This window comes from Bacillus proteolyticus (genome assembly GCF_001884065.1).
Taxonomy (GTDB): Bacteria; Bacillota; Bacilli; order Bacillales; family Bacillaceae_G; genus Bacillus_A; species Bacillus_A proteolyticus.
In genome coordinates this window covers 237188-254493 of the sequence record NZ_MACH01000116.1, presented here as the reverse complement: position 1 = coordinate 254493, position 17306 = coordinate 237188, and the positions used below count along the sequence as shown (strand labels likewise).

15 protein-coding genes are annotated in these 17306 nt (G+C 36.1%); 12 read left to right on the top strand and 3 right to left on the bottom strand.

All coding sequences use genetic code 11. From position 1 onward, the window contains the following. Positions 1-126 precede the first annotated feature (126 nt). From typA to BAQ49_RS20765, 3 genes are all read left to right on the top strand, one after another. Positions 127-1971: a translational GTPase TypA gene (typA, locus tag BAQ49_RS20775; RefSeq protein WP_071746870.1), complete on the top strand. Its 1845-nt coding sequence runs from the start codon at positions 127-129 to the stop codon at positions 1969-1971. A gap of 159 nt (positions 1972-2130) precedes the next feature. Continuing rightward, positions 2131-2433 (top strand): YlaH-like family protein, encoded by a 303-nt coding sequence (locus tag BAQ49_RS20770; RefSeq protein ID WP_071746869.1) that lies wholly within the window; start codon positions 2131-2133, stop codon positions 2431-2433. A 14-nt stretch (positions 2434-2447) separates the two neighbouring features. Further along, complete coding sequence (locus BAQ49_RS20765; RefSeq protein ID WP_002033723.1) at positions 2448-2723, top strand: hypothetical protein; 276 nt, start codon at positions 2448-2450, stop codon at positions 2721-2723. Between the two features lie 35 nt (positions 2724-2758). Here BAQ49_RS20765 and BAQ49_RS20760 read toward each other — a convergent pair whose 3' ends face one another. After that, positions 2759-2959: a YlaI family protein gene (locus tag BAQ49_RS20760; protein WP_002094429.1), complete on the bottom strand. Its 201-nt coding sequence runs from the start codon at positions 2957-2959 to the stop codon at positions 2759-2761. A gap of 145 nt (positions 2960-3104) precedes the next feature. Here BAQ49_RS20760 and BAQ49_RS20755 point away from each other — a divergent pair, with 145 nt between their 5' ends. Continuing rightward, positions 3105-3560, top strand: a complete 456-nt coding sequence (locus BAQ49_RS20755) for a PNPOx family protein (protein ID WP_071746868.1) — start codon at positions 3105-3107, stop codon at positions 3558-3560. 246 nt (positions 3561-3806) lie between these two features. Then, positions 3807-5135, top strand: coding sequence for a PhoH family protein (locus BAQ49_RS20750; protein ID WP_071746867.1), 1329 nt, complete (start codon positions 3807-3809; stop codon positions 5133-5135). A gap of 49 nt (positions 5136-5184) precedes the next feature. Here BAQ49_RS20750 and BAQ49_RS20745 read toward each other — a convergent pair whose 3' ends face one another. Further along, on the bottom strand, positions 5185-5682 hold the full coding sequence (locus BAQ49_RS20745) for a hypothetical protein (protein WP_071746866.1): 498 nt from the start codon (positions 5680-5682) through the stop codon (positions 5185-5187). A 150-nt stretch (positions 5683-5832) separates the two neighbouring features. Here BAQ49_RS20745 and BAQ49_RS20740 point away from each other — a divergent pair, with 150 nt between their 5' ends. The 3 genes from BAQ49_RS20740 (at position 5833) to pyc (ending at position 11201) form a co-directional block, all read left to right on the top strand. Further along, positions 5833-6120 (top strand): Fpa/YlaN family protein, encoded by a 288-nt coding sequence (locus BAQ49_RS20740; RefSeq protein ID WP_000135698.1) that lies wholly within the window; start codon positions 5833-5835, stop codon positions 6118-6120. A 125-nt stretch (positions 6121-6245) separates the two neighbouring features. Further along, entirely contained in the window at positions 6246-7424 is a 1179-nt protein-coding gene (gene ftsW, locus BAQ49_RS20735) for a putative lipid II flippase FtsW (RefSeq protein WP_071746865.1), read from the top strand. Between the two features lie 330 nt (positions 7425-7754). After that, the gene (gene pyc / locus BAQ49_RS20725; protein ID WP_071746864.1) at positions 7755-11201 is read left to right on the top strand and encodes a pyruvate carboxylase; all 3447 of its coding nucleotides are present in this window, start codon (positions 7755-7757) and stop codon (positions 11199-11201) included. Positions 11202-11281: 80 nt separating this feature from the next. Here the strand turns inward: pyc and ctaA are convergent, their stop codons facing one another. After that, a complete protein-coding gene (ctaA, locus tag BAQ49_RS20720) occupies positions 11282-12223 on the bottom strand; it encodes a heme A synthase (RefSeq protein WP_071746863.1) in 942 nt (313 codons plus the stop codon). 496 nt (positions 12224-12719) lie between these two features. On the opposite strand from ctaA, the gene ctaB reads away from it, so the two are divergent. The 4 genes from ctaB (at position 12720) to ctaE (ending at position 17305) form a co-directional block, all read left to right on the top strand. Further along, complete coding sequence (ctaB, locus tag BAQ49_RS20715) at positions 12720-13643, top strand: protoheme IX farnesyltransferase (protein WP_071746862.1); 924 nt, start codon at positions 12720-12722, stop codon at positions 13641-13643. A 93-nt stretch (positions 13644-13736) separates the two neighbouring features. Further along, the gene (gene coxB, locus BAQ49_RS20710) at positions 13737-14786 is read left to right on the top strand and encodes a cytochrome c oxidase subunit II (RefSeq protein ID WP_071746861.1); all 1050 of its coding nucleotides are present in this window, start codon (positions 13737-13739) and stop codon (positions 14784-14786) included. Positions 14787-14846: 60 nt separating this feature from the next. Next, positions 14847-16682, top strand: coding sequence for a cytochrome c oxidase subunit I (gene ctaD, locus BAQ49_RS20705; protein WP_175472357.1), 1836 nt, complete (start codon positions 14847-14849; stop codon positions 16680-16682). Next, positions 16682-17305 (top strand): cytochrome c oxidase subunit III, encoded by a 624-nt coding sequence (gene ctaE, locus BAQ49_RS20700; RefSeq protein ID WP_000557861.1) that lies wholly within the window; start codon positions 16682-16684, stop codon positions 17303-17305. Before ctaD ends, ctaE begins: the two co-directional genes overlap by 1 nt. The last annotated feature ends 1 nt before the right edge of the window (position 17306 follow it).

The following is a 17306-nucleotide window of genomic DNA, read 5'->3' as shown; positions in this document are numbered from 1 at the left end:
ATCTCATTTTACTTTCACAAAAGTAAGAATACAACTATATTTTCATTCTTGATTTTATTTTGATTGCCATAGTATCCCCTTCGCTCTTATAATAGAGAAGGATTAAAAAGACATTAGGAGTTGGACATGTTGAAAAAACGACAAGATTTACGAAATATAGCAATTATTGCCCACGTTGACCATGGTAAAACAACACTTGTTGACCAATTATTACGTCAAGCGGGGACTTTCCGTGCAAACGAACACGTTGAAGAACGTGCAATGGATTCGAATGATCTAGAAAGAGAACGCGGTATTACAATTTTAGCAAAAAATACGGCGATTCACTATGAAGATAAACGAATTAACATTTTAGATACACCTGGTCACGCTGACTTCGGTGGAGAAGTAGAACGTATCATGAAAATGGTTGATGGAGTTCTACTTGTTGTTGATGCATATGAAGGTTGTATGCCACAAACACGATTTGTTTTAAAGAAAGCTCTTGAGCAAAACTTAACGCCAATCGTTGTTGTAAACAAAATTGACCGTGACTTCGCTCGCCCTGATGAAGTAGTTGATGAAGTAGTTGACTTATTCATCGAACTTGGTGCAAACGAAGATCAATTAGAGTTCCCGGTTGTATTTGCATCAGCAATGAACGGAACAGCAAGCTTAGATTCAAATCCAGCAAATCAAGAAGAGAATATGAAATCATTGTTTGACACAATCATTGAACATATTCCAGCACCAGTTGATAACAGCGAAGAGCCACTTCAATTCCAAGTAGCGCTTCTTGATTACAATGACTATGTTGGTCGTATCGGGGTTGGACGTATATTCCGTGGTACAATGAAAGTAGGACAACAAGTTGCATTAATGAAGGTTGACGGAAGTGTAAAACAATTCCGTGTAACTAAATTATTTGGTTATATTGGATTAAAACGTCAAGAAATTGAAGAAGCAAAAGCTGGAGATTTAGTAGCTGTTTCAGGTATGGAAGACATTAACGTAGGTGAAACGGTATGTCCGGTTGAGCATGAAGAGGCTTTACCATTATTACGTATCGATGAGCCAACATTACAAATGACATTCCTTGTAAATAACAGCCCATTTGCAGGTCGTGAAGGTAAATTCATTACATCTCGTAAAATTGAAGAGCGTCTTCGTTCACAATTAGAAACAGATGTAAGTTTGCGTGTAGATAATACAGATTCTCCTGATGCATGGATCGTATCTGGACGCGGAGAATTACATTTATCTATCTTAATTGAAAACATGCGTCGTGAAGGTTATGAACTACAAGTATCTAAGCCTGAAGTAATTATTAAAGAAGTTGATGGCGTAAGATGTGAGCCTGTAGAGCGCGTGCAAATCGATGTGCCTGAAGAATATACTGGTTCTATTATGGAATCAATGGGTGCTCGTAAAGGTGAAATGTTAGATATGGTGAATAACGGAAACGGTCAAGTTCGCCTTACTTTCATGGTTCCAGCACGTGGTTTAATTGGTTACACAACAGAATTCTTAACATTAACTCGTGGTTACGGTATTTTAAACCATACATTCGATTGCTACCAACCAGTACATGCTGGACAAGTTGGTGGACGTCGCCAAGGTGTTCTAGTTTCACTTGAAACAGGAAAAGCATCACAATACGGTATTATGCAAGTTGAAGATCGCGGTGTAATCTTCGTTGAACCAGGTACAGAAGTATATGCTGGTATGATTGTCGGAGAACATACACGTGAAAATGATTTAACAGTTAACGTTGTAAAAATGAAGCAACAAACTAACATTCGTTCTGCGACGAAAGATCAAACTTCAACAATGAAAAAACCACGCTTAATGACTTTAGAAGAGTCATTAGAGTACTTAAACGAAGACGAGTACTGTGAAGTAACTCCAGAATCAATTCGTCTACGTAAAAAGATTCTTGATAAGAGCGAGCGCGAAAGAGCTGCTAAGAAAAAGAAATCTGTAGAAGCGTAAAATAATAGAACAGCTACCTTTAATAAAGGTAGCTGTTTTTTTATCGTGTGTATTTTTTAGAATATTTACTCTTTTTTGTGGACAGTATTTTTTTCGCGGGTTACTCTTGTATTAAGTACATAAAGTGATTTTATTTTTTTATGAGAAGGGGGATAAATAGTGTTAGAAAGAATGTCGTTTTTTGCGAAATTGTGTAAAGTTGACGAAAATCCAGAACTAGGGATGTGGTTACTGTATGGCATCATTATTATATTAAGTGCGCTTGTGTATAACTTGGGATTCGCAAGAAAACTGTCGATAATAAAAAATATAGTGATATATATATCATTAGCGATTGGATGTACGGTTTTAACGTTCTTTGCAGTTTTTTTACCTGTGGGGGAGGGGCTTGTTGTAGCGGCAATTGTACTTGGAATTTATAGATTACGTTTACGTCAAGTGAAACAACAAAAAGCAGGGTGAAAAGGGGGAGCTTCATGCGCTCGGTACAAGATGCACTATATAATTGGTTAACAATTAAAACTGTTGCGGAAGCGCGTCCAGATGATAGCGCTGCACAAGAAACGTATGTATTATTTCGAAATATGATATATGAAGAGCATAAATTACGAAATGTAGAAGTGGAAAAGAACGAGGAAATGTATTTAATTACATATGAAATTGATGGAGAAATAAGGTGTGCAAGATTTCCAGTAGAAGCAATTGATTGTTTTTTGGATCAGATGAATCGTGAACCAGAAAAATACAAATAAGTCCTTATCTATATGATTAAGGACTTATTTACGGTTTACCAATCGTCTTCTACTTTTTTATCACGATATAATCGGAAATTACCACTTGCATGGCGTTCCATAGTACGCTCTGCAATGCGTTCCGTACATTCCATGCACATATATGTATGAATAGGGCGATTACGCAATTTTTTTGCCATAGGATTTTCGTCATCTAACATATCTTTTTTATCACAAATCATACATCTGACTCTCATTTCGTCACCTCAATACGAATTCTATCAGTATAAGTATATCATGGAAGTATAATGTTTTTGAATAATAGCGGGAAAAAATAATATTTTCGCAATTCGAAAAATAAGTTATGATAGGGATATAGAAAGATTATTTGGAGGTGGAGATATGGCGAATGTAGTAGAGCCTACATTGACAGATGATTTAGTACAATCGTTACGTAAAGAGTGTATCGTTATGGTAGCAACGACAGATTTCGAAAAACAAATTCCTAACGTAAGTGCTATTTCTTGGGTATATGCAGTGAGTGAAACTAGTATTCGATTTGCGGTAGATCAACGCTCACGTATTGTGGAAAATATACGGCGCAATATAGGGGTAGTATTGACTATAATGGCGAATGAATCCGTATTTTCCATATGTGGTGAAGGTAACATTTTAACAGATAGAATGGAAGGGATTCCTCTAAAATTAGCTGTAATAGAAGTGAATGTGCAAGAAGTTCGTGATGTTATGTTTTATGGAGCGAAACTTGCTACAGAACCAGTATATGAAAAAACATATGATCTTCGAGCTGCGAAAAAGCTGGATAATCAAGTGTTGGTAGGAATGAAAGAATTATAAATGGGATGAATAGGAAAGTCGTTCATTAACTTTTGTAATCGAGTATTGTGATTTAATGTGAAAAATAATAATTAAAAGTAATATATTGAATAGAAATGAATAAAAAATAAAGAAAAGGTTTAATTTCTATGAATTTCGATTCTACCTCGTTTATACGTTACATATAATTATAACAATGGTTCGTCCATATTTTATGGATGAAACCCTTGTTCTACAAATTTAAAAGTGGAGTCAGGGGGTAACAGGTTGGATAAAATTTATGTGTTAGATACGAATGTACTTTTGCAGGATCCTTTATCTATTTTTTCATTTGAAACAAATGAAGTAGTGATTCCAGCAGTTGTATTAGAAGAGGTTGACTCGAAAAAACGTTATATGGATGAAGTAGGACGAAATGCTCGTTATGTGTCTAAGTTAATAGACAAATTTCGTGAAATAGGAAAGCTGCATGAAAGTATTTCGCTAGAAAATGGTGGTACATTTCGTATTGAATTAAATCATCGCTCATTTGTTCAACTACAAGATATTTTTGTAGAAAAAACAAATGATAATCGAATTTTAGCTGTAGCGAAAAACCTATCTTTAGAAGAGCAAGAAAAAGAGGACGGGAAATCAGTTATTTTAGTAAGTAAAGATGTACTCGTAAGGGTAAAAGCTGATGCAATCGGATTACAGGCCGAAGATTATTTAAGTGATCGAGTAATTGAAGTGGAAAATATATATTCAGGATTTTTAGAAGGGTATATATCAAAAGAACAGTTAGACTATTTTTATGAAAAAGGTGAGCTACCTTTATCTGAAATCGCAAATCATCCTTTTTATCCAAATCAGTTTGTTGTAATGAAAGATGCACTAGGGGGCTCTAGTTCTGCACTTGGGATTGTGGATCATTTAGGTAAGAAGGTAAAGAAACTTATTTTTCACAATGAGCAAGTGTGGGGGATACGCCCACGAAACGTGCAGCAAATTATGGGATTAGAATTGTTGCTTCGGGAAGATATTCCGCTAGTAACGTTGACCGGGAAAGCTGGTACAGGAAAAACATTACTTGCATTAGCCTCGGGGCTCATGCAAACGGAAGATTTAGGATTATATAAAAAACTACTGGTTGCGAGACCAATCGTACCAGTAGGAAAAGATATCGGTTATTTGCCAGGAGAAAAAGAAGAAAAATTAAGACCGTGGATGCAGCCGATTTTTGATAATCTAGAGTATTTATTTAATACGAAAAAACCTGGAGAGCTAGATGCAATTTTAGCTGGAATGGGTTCGATTGAAGTAGAAGCGCTTACCTATATACGTGGGAGAAGTATTCCAGACCAGTTCATTATAATTGATGAGGCACAAAATTTAACGAAGCATGAAGTAAAGACGATATTAACAAGGGTAGGAGAAAAAAGTAAGATTGTATTAATGGGAGATCCTCAGCAAATTGATCACCCGTATTTAGATGAATATAATAATGGTTTAACATATGTTGTAGAGAAGTTTAAAGAGCAACGTATTAGTGGTCATGTAAAGTTTGTTAAAGGAGAGCGTTCTAATTTAGCTCAACTAGCAGCGGATTTATTATAAAAAGGAGTGAGCTTCAGCTCACTCCTTTTTTGTCTTTTAATTATACAATTTAAATGATTGTGAATTTACGGATGTTACGAATCGGATTTTGTTTATTAGATCCATCGTGGAAATATAGATGAACAGGTCCGTCTTCTCTTAATGGTTTACCTTCTTTTGAAAAACCGAGAATTGCTTGATTGGCTGTTTCTAACGGGAGTGTAATCGAATTGTCTGTGGTTTCAATTTCGACTTGAGTAGCACCTTCTAAAATTTCAGCATTTTTAAGAAATGGCTGAAGTGGTATACCAAATGTTCCGTTAATAAGCTGTTCTTTTTTATATTTCTTTACGCTTTGTTGGATTGGCGGGAAGGCAGCGCCATCACGGATTTCGCGATCCCAATGCTCTGAAGTATGTTTTAAGTATGTTTCTAATTCGGATGATTCTTCTCTAGTTTCATCAAAGTAAGTTGTCAAATCTAATTTTCGATCATCAAAAATCCAAACAGTTGGATCGATAGTGATTGGAAAACGTACTTTTCCATTAATAAATAAAATTTCGCTCATTGTTGTTCCCCCATTTGTGTTATACTCCCACTTTTCAGTATAATAGTATTAGACACTGTTGTCACAAAAAATGTTTCTATTGCAATTTATTAAAACTATCGCTAATATTAATAGATAGGTGAGAGTAGGACGGAAACGGAGGGAATCAATTTGGCGTCTGAGACAGTATCAAATCATCAGGAAAAGGCACTAGCCCTTCTACAAGCGGATGCGGAGAAAATCTTAAGACTTATTAAGGTGCAAATGGACAATCTTACAATGCCGCAATGTCCATTATATGAAGAAGTGTTAGACACACAAATGTTTGGACTATCCCGCGAGGTCGATTTTGCAGTTCGCCTTGGTCTTATTGCAGAAGAACAAGGGAAAGCAATGTTAGGAGAGCTCGAACGTGAGTTATCTGCACTTCATGAAGCATTTACAAACAAACAACAATAACGGGTTCAAATAGGGGGGCTCAAACTGAAATAGTTTGGGCTTTTTATTTGTATAATAAAGCAGGAAGAACCTATATACATATGGAATACAACAATAATTAAATTGAAACAGAAAGAGGAAATGAAATGAAAAAAGTATGGAAATCAATGGATTATTCATTGTTACTTCCTCTTGTTATCTTATGTGTGCTGGGAGTTATAATGGTATATAGTTCTAGTTCCATTGTTGCGATTTCGAGGCATAACTGGCCAGCAAATTACTTTTTTAAAAAACAATTAATTGCTCTAGCTATTGGAACGATAATGTTAGCGATTATCGTTTCTATTCCTTATAAGTTGTGGAGAAAGCGAATAGCTTTGATTGCAATGGGAATAGGGAGTATTGGTCTATTATTAGCAGCCTTGATTTTCGGTAAGGACGTAAATGGTGCAAAAGGATGGATATTAGGTATACAACCAGCTGAGTTTGTGAAAATAACGGTTATTATTACGTTAGCAAACTTTTTTGCTAAGAAACAAGAAACGCAAACAGCTTTTGTACAAGGGATAATTCCTCCTCTAGCTGTTGTCGGTGGAGCGATGGGGTTAATTTTACTTCAAAATGATTTAGGGACTGATATACTAATAGGTGGAACTGTACTGATTATGTTCTTTTGCTCGGGAATTAATGTTAATTTAAGTATAAAGCGATTCCTCTTAACGTCTATAATATGGATTCCAGCGCTATATTTTATTGGGAATTATATGTTAAGTCCGTACCAAAAAGCTCGCTTTTCAGTTTTTCTTGATCCATTTAACGATCCTCAGAATGATGGGTTCCAATTAATAAATTCTTTTATTGGAATTGCTTCAGGAGGGCTAAATGGTCGAGGATTAGGAAATAGTGTACAAAAATATGGATACTTACCAGAACCGCAAACAGATTTTATTATGGCAATTATATCTGAAGAGCTTGGTTTTATAGGTATAGCTGTCATTTTAATCTGTTTACTACTCATTATTATTCGTTCATTTAGAATTGCACAAAAGTGTAAAGATCCGTTTGGAAGTTTAATTGCAATTGGAATTGCAAGTTTGTTTGGAGTTCAAACTTTTATTAATGTCGGTGGTATGTCTGGGTTAATACCACTTACAGGGGTACCATTACCGTTTGTAAGTTATGGTGGTAGTTCTTTATTAGCTAATCTGCTTGCAATGGGTATACTGTTAAATATTGCTAGTCATGTAAAACGACAAGAGAAACAACAAAACGAAATGACTAAAGAAAGAGAACAAGGTGGACCGCATCTTGTTGTTGTAAAATAAAAAGCACACTGGGATGAAGAACTCAGTGTGCTTTTTATTTCGTTCACTTTAATGTGATATACTATTTTGTTATATTGATTAAAAATATATCACATTAAAATTAATGTGATATACAATAAGGTTGTTAGAAAAGGAAGAGGTATGCTATACTGTTTTTGTGAAACAAATTGATCAGAAAACTTATCATTTGTTGAAAAATAAGGTATGATGGATAAAAATAAAGTGAAGCTTTCTAAGTATAATATAATGTGGAAAGTGAAGAACTTCACGCTCTTTAGAGTGTGTATGTATTTTATCTCTAGAGTGGTAGGAAAATAGAGGGGGAAAATCATGACAAAGCTGCAACGTATTCAAAAAGTATTGGTAGCTAACCGTGGAGAGATAGCAATTCGTGTGTTCCGAGCATGTTCAGAACTTGGATTAAACACAGTTGCAATTTATTCGAAAGAGGATAGCGGTTCTTATCATCGCTATAAAGCCGATGAGTCCTATTTAGTTGGGGAAGGGAAAAAACCAATTGATGCTTATCTAGATATTGAAGGCATTATTGAGATTGCGAAAAGTAATCATGTAGATGCAATCCACCCTGGATATGGTTTCTTGTCAGAAAATATTCAATTCGCAAAACGTTGTGAAGAAGAAGGAATTATCTTTATTGGTCCAAAAAGTAAGCATTTAGATATGTTTGGAGATAAAGTTAAAGCAAGAACACAAGCGCAGTTAGCACAAATTCCAGTTATTCCTGGTAGTGATGGTCCAGTAAATTCATTAGAAGAAGTCGCAGAATTTGCTGAAAAGTATGATTACCCGATTATTATTAAAGCGTCCCTTGGTGGTGGCGGTCGAGGTATGCGTATAGTACGAGCTAGTGAAGAATTAAGAGAATCGTATAATCGCGCGAAATCAGAAGCAAAAGCGGCCTTTGGTAATGATGAAGTATACGTTGAAAAATTCGTTGAAAAACCTAAACATATAGAAGTACAAATTTTAGCAGATGAAGAAGGCAATGTTGTTCACTTATTCGAACGTGACTGTTCGGTGCAACGTCGCCATCAAAAAGTTGTCGAAATCGCACCGAGTGTATCGCTTTCAGATGATTTGCGTCAACGTATTTGTGATGCTGCTGTTAAGTTAACGAAAAATGTAAACTATTTAAACGCAGGAACGGTAGAATTCCTTGTAAAAGGTGATGAGTTTTACTTCATTGAAGTAAACCCACGTGTTCAAGTTGAACATACAATTACAGAAATGATCACAGGAGTGGATATCGTTCAATCACAAATATTAATAGCTGATGGACATGCATTACATAGTAAAATGGTAGGTGTTCCTAAGCAAGAGGAAGTGGTTGTGCATGGATTTGCAATCCAATCTCGTGTAACGACTGAAGACCCACTAAATAATTTCATGCCGGATACAGGGAAAATTATGGCGTACCGATCAGGCGGTGGTTTTGGTGTTCGTCTTGATACAGGTAATAGTTTCCAAGGTGCAGTTATTACACCGTACTACGATTCTTTACTTGTAAAAGTTACTACTTGGGCACTTACTTTTGAACAAGCCGCTGCAAAAATGGAACGTAACTTAAAAGAATTCCGTATTCGTGGTATTAAAACCAATATTCCATTCCTAGAGAATGTAGTAAAACATAAAAACTTCTTATCAGGGGAATATGACACTTCATTTATTGACGCTTCACCTGAACTATTCTTGTTCCCGAAACGTAAAGACCGCGGAACAAAAATGTTAAATTATATTGGTACAGTAACAGTAAATGGCTTCCCAGGAGTAGGGAAAAAAGAGAAACCAATTTTCCCAGATGCTCGTATACCAAATGTGATACACTCAGAGCCAATCCAAAATGGAACGAAACAAATTTTGGATGAGCGTGGGGCGGATGGATTAGTAAAGTGGGTACAAGATCAAAAGCGTGTACTTTTAACTGATACAACATTCCGTGATGCACATCAGTCATTACTTGCAACTCGTGTTCGTACAAAAGATTTACATCACATTGCAGAGCCGACAGCGAGAATGTTACCAAACTTATTCTCAGCGGAAATGTGGGGTGGTGCAACGTTTGATGTTGCATATCGTTTCTTGAAAGAAGATCCATGGGAACGATTACTAGATCTTCGTGAAAAAATGCCAAACGTTTTATTCCAAATGTTACTTCGCTCTTCAAACGCAGTAGGTTACAAAAACTATCCAGATAATTTAATTCAAAAATTTGTGGAGTGTTCTGCTCAAGCTGGAATTGATGTCTTCCGTATTTTTGATAGCTTAAACTGGGTAGAAGGTATGAGAGTTGCGATTGATGCTGTACGAGATACTGGTAAAATTGCAGAAGCGACAATGTGTTACACAGGAGATATTCATGATCCGTTACGTAGTAAATATGATTTAAATTACTATAAAAACTTAGCAAAAGAGTTAGAAGCATCAGGAGCTCACATTTTAGGAATTAAAGATATGGCGGGCTTACTAAAACCAAATGCAGCATATGATCTAGTTTCAGCATTAAAAGAGACGGTATCGATTCCGATTCACCTGCACACACACGATACGAGCGGAAATGGTATTTTAACGTATACGAAGGCAATTGAAGCAGGTGTTGACATTGTCGATGTAGCAGTAAGTTCTATGGCTGGTCAAACGTCACAACCAAGTGCGAACACGCTATACTATGCGTTAGGCGGAAACGAAAGACAGCCAGACGTTAATATAGATTCATTAGAAAAACTATCTCATTACTGGGAAGATGTACGTAAATACTACGCGCCGTTTGAAAGTGGTATGAATGCACCTCACACAGAGGTATATATGCACGAAATGCCAGGCGGACAGTATAGTAATTTACAACAACAAGCGAAAGCGGTTGGTTTAGGAGATCGCTTTGATGAAGTTAAAGTGATGTATCGCCGTGTTAATGATATGTTTGGTGATATTGTAAAAGTAACACCATCATCTAAAGTTGTCGGTGATATGGCATTATTTATGGTTCAAAATCACTTAACAGAACAAGATATTTTAGAGCGTGGACATTCTATGGACTTCCCAGGATCTGTTGTTGAAATGTTCTCGGGAGATTTAGGACAACCATATGGTGGTTTCCCGAAAAAATTACAAGAAATAATTCTAAAAGGGAAAGAGCCATTAACAGTAAGACCAGGTGAATTATTAGAGCCAGTAGATTTCGATGCTTTACAAGAAGAGTTATTCCATAAACTTGGACGCGAAGTGACGATTTTTGATGTAGTCGCATATGCGTTGTATCCAAAAGTATTTATGGACTACGAAAAAGTTGCTGAGCTTTATGGAAACGTATCTGTGCTTGATACACCGACATTCTTCTATGGAATGAGACTAGGTGAAGAAATCGATGTGGAAATCGAACAAGGTAAAACATTGATGGTTAAACTAGTATCAATCGGGGAGCCTCAGCCAGATGGAAACCGTGTACTTTACTTGGAGTTTAACGGTCAACCACGTGAGATTGTTGTGAAAGACGAAAGTGTAAAAGCAACAGTTGCACAACGTGTGAAAGGGAATCGTGAAAATCCAAACCATATTAGTGCAACAATGCCAGGAACAGTTATTAAAGTAGTTGTAAAAGAAGGCGATGAAGTGAAAAAAGGCGAGTCTATGGCAATTACAGAAGCGATGAAAATGGAAACGACAGTTCAAGCGCCGTTCAATGGTAAAGTGAAGAAGGTATATGTTAATGATGGTGATGCAATTCAAACGGGTGACTTACTCATTGAGTTAGATCACTAAAATAAAGAAAAGAGCTGTGTGAAAGCAGCTCTTTTTTTAGTATAAATAATCCCTTGCCGAATTGGCAAGGGATTAAAGTTTTACTTTGTTTTATTTTGCTTAGAATTCAATTCAGCTTCTTTTGCATTGACCGTACTTCTTGTACCTAACATAACTAAATAGCACAGTACAGCAAACAAGCAAGAAATGAAGAGAGAATGTAATAATGCCATTGATAAACTAGCATTTGTAAATACGACTAAAACTCCCACTACAGCTTGAAGTGTAACAAGGATAAATGAAATAATCCATCCCCAGTATACTACACGTTGCTGTTTGTAATGGCGAATAGCGATAATCATCGCATATAGTATCCAAGCGAAAATTAACATCGCTGCAACTCTATGTCCCATTTGAACCCACTCATGTAGTTGAGTTGGCATAGGTCTATTTTTGCTACATAAAGGGAAGTCTGGACAGGCTAAGCTCGCTCGTTCGTGACGTACTAGAGCTCCTGTGTAGACAACGATATAACTGTAAATTGTTACACCGTAAATATGAAATTTCATTTTTTTGTCCATAATAAGAGAACGTGCATCGAATTTTTGATCAATTTCAAAAATAAGACACGTTAACAAGATAACAGAAGCAAATGAAATTAAGGAAATACCAAAGTGAATAGCTAATACAGCAGGCATTTGTCCCCAAACAACTGCCGCCGCTCCCATTAATGCTTGGGCTACTAAAAATACGAAGGATAAAATTGCTAACGTCTTTGTTTCGCGCACATGTTTATAATATTTCCAGGACAAAATACAAAGAAGAGTAACAAGGATTCCTGCCGATCCTGATGTAAGGCGGTGACTTAGCTCAATAATAGTTTCCATTGATAAATTAGATGGAATCAATTCACCGTTACAAAGTGGCCATGATTTACCGCATCCTTGGCCAGACCCTGTTTTTGTAACTAAAGCGCCTCCTAGTAAAACTATTAGTAAATCGAGACTTGTAATGACTGCTAACCATTTAATAAAGCGTTGCAATCTCTTTCACCATCTTTCTGCTATGAAGTTATTGCGAAATATTTTCATTCCATTATGTATAGAATAAAACGTGCTACAGTCCTATGATATATAAAAAATAATAAAATAGCAAAGAAATGAAGGGTGAGGGCAATGTACGTATCGCGAAGGAAAAAATGGGAATTAACATACATATTTTAGGTGAAAATAAGGCGATTTTAAAAAGAAATAGGGAGAATATATGCTAAATATGACAAAATAGTTTATTATAGAAGATAACATCGTGTTATGATAAGGATAGAGTAGAATAAAGTTTTTTAATGTTCGACACAAAAAGTTCATGTTTTTTTCACAAAAAGTTCGGGAAATATGATTTAATATATTGGAGTATGGGCGTAGATTAGTAGTAGAATGGGTTAACAATATTTCTACTGTAATAATATTGCTATATAAAGCGAAATATTTCATATGAAATAAAAGCTAAGAAAGATGATAGGTTTAAGAGGGGGTTAAAGTGATGAACCATGCAACAAGTGAGCTGCATGATGAGTCAGCTGTTTCAAGTGTACCGGAAACAACTCGGTTACAAGATTTATCAGCACTCGTTAAAATGGGGATTGTAAACTCAAATACACTTACTGTATTTACAGGATTTTGGCTGGCTTTACATTTTAATGGATTAAGTGTTATGGACCATCTAGATAAGCTGTTTTTCACAATCGTTGGTTCTGCATTAATTATGGCAGGGGTATGTTGTTTAAATAACTACATTGACCGAGATATCGATCCATTAATGGAAAGAACAAAAAACCGTCCAACGGTAACAGGTAAATATAAACCTGGATTTGCACTGGCATTTGGACTTGTAATTTTACTACTTGGATTTGCATTTTTATTACTTACTACACCAATGGCAGTATTCATCTCATTTATTGGTGCCTTCACATACGTTGTTTTATATACGTTATGGACGAAGAGAAAATATACATTAAATACTGTTGTAGGTAGTATATCAGGAGCAGTTCCACCTTTAATTGGATGGGCGGCAATTGATCCGTCTTTAAATCATCCAATTGCTTGGATGTTATTTTTAATTATGTTTATTTGGCAAATCCCACATTTCCTCGCATTAGCGATGAAACGTGTTGATGAATATCGAAATGCAGGAATCCCAATGCTTCCTGTTGTACAGGGATTTGATATTACGAAACGTCAGATTATGATTTGGACAGTATGTTTATTACCACTACCATTTTATATGAGTGGGCTTGGAATAACATTCATGGTAATTGCAACATTGCTTAACATCGGATGGATCGTACTAGGGTTTTATGGCTTCCGTAAGCAAGATGACATCAAATGGTCCGTAAAAATGTTTGTTTATTCCCTGAATTACTTAACAATCTTATTTGTGTCAATGATTGTAGTTACATTCTTCTAAGACAACGACATGATTGGATTTCTTTACGTTGAGATTTACTTTACTTAACTATAAAGTACAATCTAATTCACAAAGAAAGTGGGGGTTGTTTGTATGAAGAAACAGTGGCGACTGCTTTCGTTCGTTTCACTGCTGGCTTTACTGTTAGGGGGATGCGGTAAAGCCTTTCAATCTACTTTAATTCCGCAAGGAGAAGTAGCAAAAATGCAATATGATTTGCTCTTACTAGCGAGTGCAATCATGATAGGAGTAGTACTTGTAGTTACTATTATTTTCTTATATGTAATTGTGCGTTTCCGACAAAAAAAGGGTGAGGAAGATTATATTCCAGAGCAAGTTGAAGGAAATCACAAACTAGAAATTATATGGACAGTTATTCCGATTATTCTTTTGTTAATCTTGGCTGTTCCGACTGTTACATATACATTCAAGCTTGCTGATGTAAGTGCGATGGAGAAAAAGAATATTGATAAAGATACTATCGTTGTTGATGTAACAGCGAATCTTTATTGGTGGGAATTTTCTTACAAATCAGAAAAAATAGTAACTTCTCAAGATTTAGTCATCCCCACAGGTAAGAAAGTGTATTTGAATTTGAAGGGTGCCGATATTAAACATTCGTTTTGGGTTCCATCTTTAGCTGGGAAAATGGATACAAATACAGATAATGTAAACAAAATGTGGTTAAAGGCAGATAAATCGGGCACTTATAATGGTTTTTGTACAGAATTTTGTGGCCCATCACATTCTTTAATGCAATTCAAAGTGAAAGCTCTGGATGAAAGCGAGTACAAAAAATGGCTTGCTGATATGAAGAAGATTGATGGAAAAAAAGAAGTAGCTTCTACAAAGGCGCAAGAAGGTCAAGAAATATTTAATAAAAGCTGTATTGGTTGTCATGCGGTTGGATCAAATGATAGTAGACCACCTTCTGCTCGTATCGCACCGAACCTAGCAAACTTTGCAGATCGCGATACAGTTGCTGGTATTGCCGAAAACAATGAAGAGAACTTAAAAAAATGGCTCAAAGATCCTGAAAATATGAAGCCAGGTAATAAAATGACTGGTAAATATGGCAACTTAACGGATGATCAAATTAATGCATTAAATGCATATTTACAAACGTTAAAGATTGAAAAGTAAAGAGGGATCATTTGCGAAGGGGAGGTTGAAAACGTGAGTTCTGTAGCAAAAAAACAGGGGATGGGTGCTGTCATATGGGATTATTTAACGACAGTAGACCATAAAAAGATTGCCATTCTCTATTTAATTGCAGGTGGAGTGTTTTTTATAATAGGCGGAATAGAAGCGCTATTTATTCGCCTTCAGTTAGCGATTCCTAACAATGCTTTTCTTGTTGGGGATGCTTATAATCAAGTATTAACGATGCACGGTACAACAATGATTTTCCTCGCAGCTATGCCACTCGTGTTTGCATTTATGAACGCCGCAGTACCACTTCAAATTGGAGCACGTGATGTGGCGTTCCCATTTTTGAATTCACTCGGATTCTGGTTATTTTTCTTTGGTGGAGTATTTTTAAATTTAAGTTGGTTTTTAGGAGGAGCACCTGATGCAGGTTGGACATCGTATGCATCTTTAGCTTTAGCCTCAAAAGGGCATGGTGTTGACTTTTATGTACTCGGCTTGCAAATATCAGGTATCGGTACATTAATTGGAGGTATTAACTTCCTTGTTACAATTATTAATATGCGAGCGCCAGGAATGACCTATATGCGCATGCCAATGTTTACATGGACAACATTTGTAACATCGTCACTTATATTATTCGCATTTCCTCCATTAACTGTAGGATTAGGTCTTTTAATGCTAGATCGCTTATTTGGCACAAGTTTCTTTAATCCGGCATTGGGCGGGAATACAATTATATGGGAGCATTTATTCTGGATCTTCGGTCACCCAGAAGTATACATTCTTATACTCCCAGCTTTCGGAATATTCTCAGAAATCTTCGCCACATTTTCGAAAAAAAGATTATTTGGTTATTCATCAATGGTGTTCGCGACTGTATTAATCGGCTTTTTAGGGTTTATGGTATGGGCGCATCATATGTTTACTGTTGGTCTTGGTCCTGTTGCGAACGCTATCTTCTCAGTTGCAACAATGGCGATTGCAGTTCCAACAGGTATTAAAATATTTAACTGGCTCTTTACAATGTGGGGTGGAAGTATTAGGTTTACAACACCAATGATGTGGGCAGTAGCTTTTATTCCATCATTCGTTATGGGTGGAGTTACAGGCGTTATGCTTGCATCTGCACCAGCTGATTATCAATTTCATGATAATTATTTTGTAGTAGCACATTTTCATTATGTAATTGTCGGCGGTGTTGTATTTGGTTTACTTGCAGGTGCACATTATTATTGGCCACTTATGTTTAATAAGGTATTAAATGAAACGCTAGGAAAGATAACATTTTGGTTATTCTTTATCGGTTTCCATTTAACGTTCTTTATTCAGCATTTCCTTGGATTAATTGGTATGCCACGTCGTTATTACACATACCTAGAGGGACAAGGATTAGAAATGGGGAATATGATTAGTTCTATTGGAGCAGTATTTATGGCTCTTGGCACAATCGTTCTTTTATTCAATGTAATTAAAACAACAGTGTCAAAAGAGAAGGCTGGTCGTGACCCATGGGATGCACGTACATTAGAGTGGACAATGCCAGCACCTACACCGGAATATAATTTTAAACAATTACCATTTGTTCGCGGGTTAGATCCGTTTTGGATTGAAAAACGTGAGGGTAATAAAGAGATGACAGCTGCGGAACCAGTTGGTGATATTCATATGCCAAACCCTTCGTTTTCACCGTTTATCATTTCTTTAGGTTTATTTATAGCCGCGTTTGGTGCGATGTATATGCAGGGTGGAAAAGATAAGTTTTGGTTGTTAGTAGCAATTATTGGTTTAATCATTACATTTGGCACAATGTTCCTTCGCTCAGTAGTCGATGATCATGGATATCATATTCATAAAGAAGATTTAGAGGATAAGGGGGGCAAGGCATAATGCATGTAGATGAAAAATTAACGAATGAAACATTTCCAGCAGAGCCTGAAAAAGCAACCCTTGAGGGGAAAAATAAGTTTGTCGGTTTTTGGTTATTTCTTGGAGGCGAAACGGTGTTGTTCGCTTCCTTATTCGGCACATATTTAGCGTTAAAGAACTCTACAAATGGCGGACCAACATCTCAAGAGATGTTTCAAATGCCACTCGTTTTCATCATGACGATGCTTTTGTTAACAAGTAGTTTAACGAGTGTATATGCAATGTATCATATGAAAAATTTCAACTTTAAGAAAATGCAACTTTGGTTACTTGTAACAGTGTTGCTTGGCTTAGGATTTTTGGGGTTTGAAATATATGAGTTTTATCATTATACGCATGAATTTAAGCATACTATGAGAAGTAGTGCATTTGGTTCTGCATTCTATGCTCTTGTTGGTACACACGGGCTTCACGTGTTGTTTGGATTATGTTGGATTTTAACATTAATCTTTAGAAATGCGAAGAGAGGCTTAAATTTATACAATGCACCAAAGTTTTATGTTGCATCAATTTATTGGCACTTTATTGACGTAGTTTGGGTGTTTATTTTCACTGTAGTATATTTAATGGGAATGGTGGGATAAA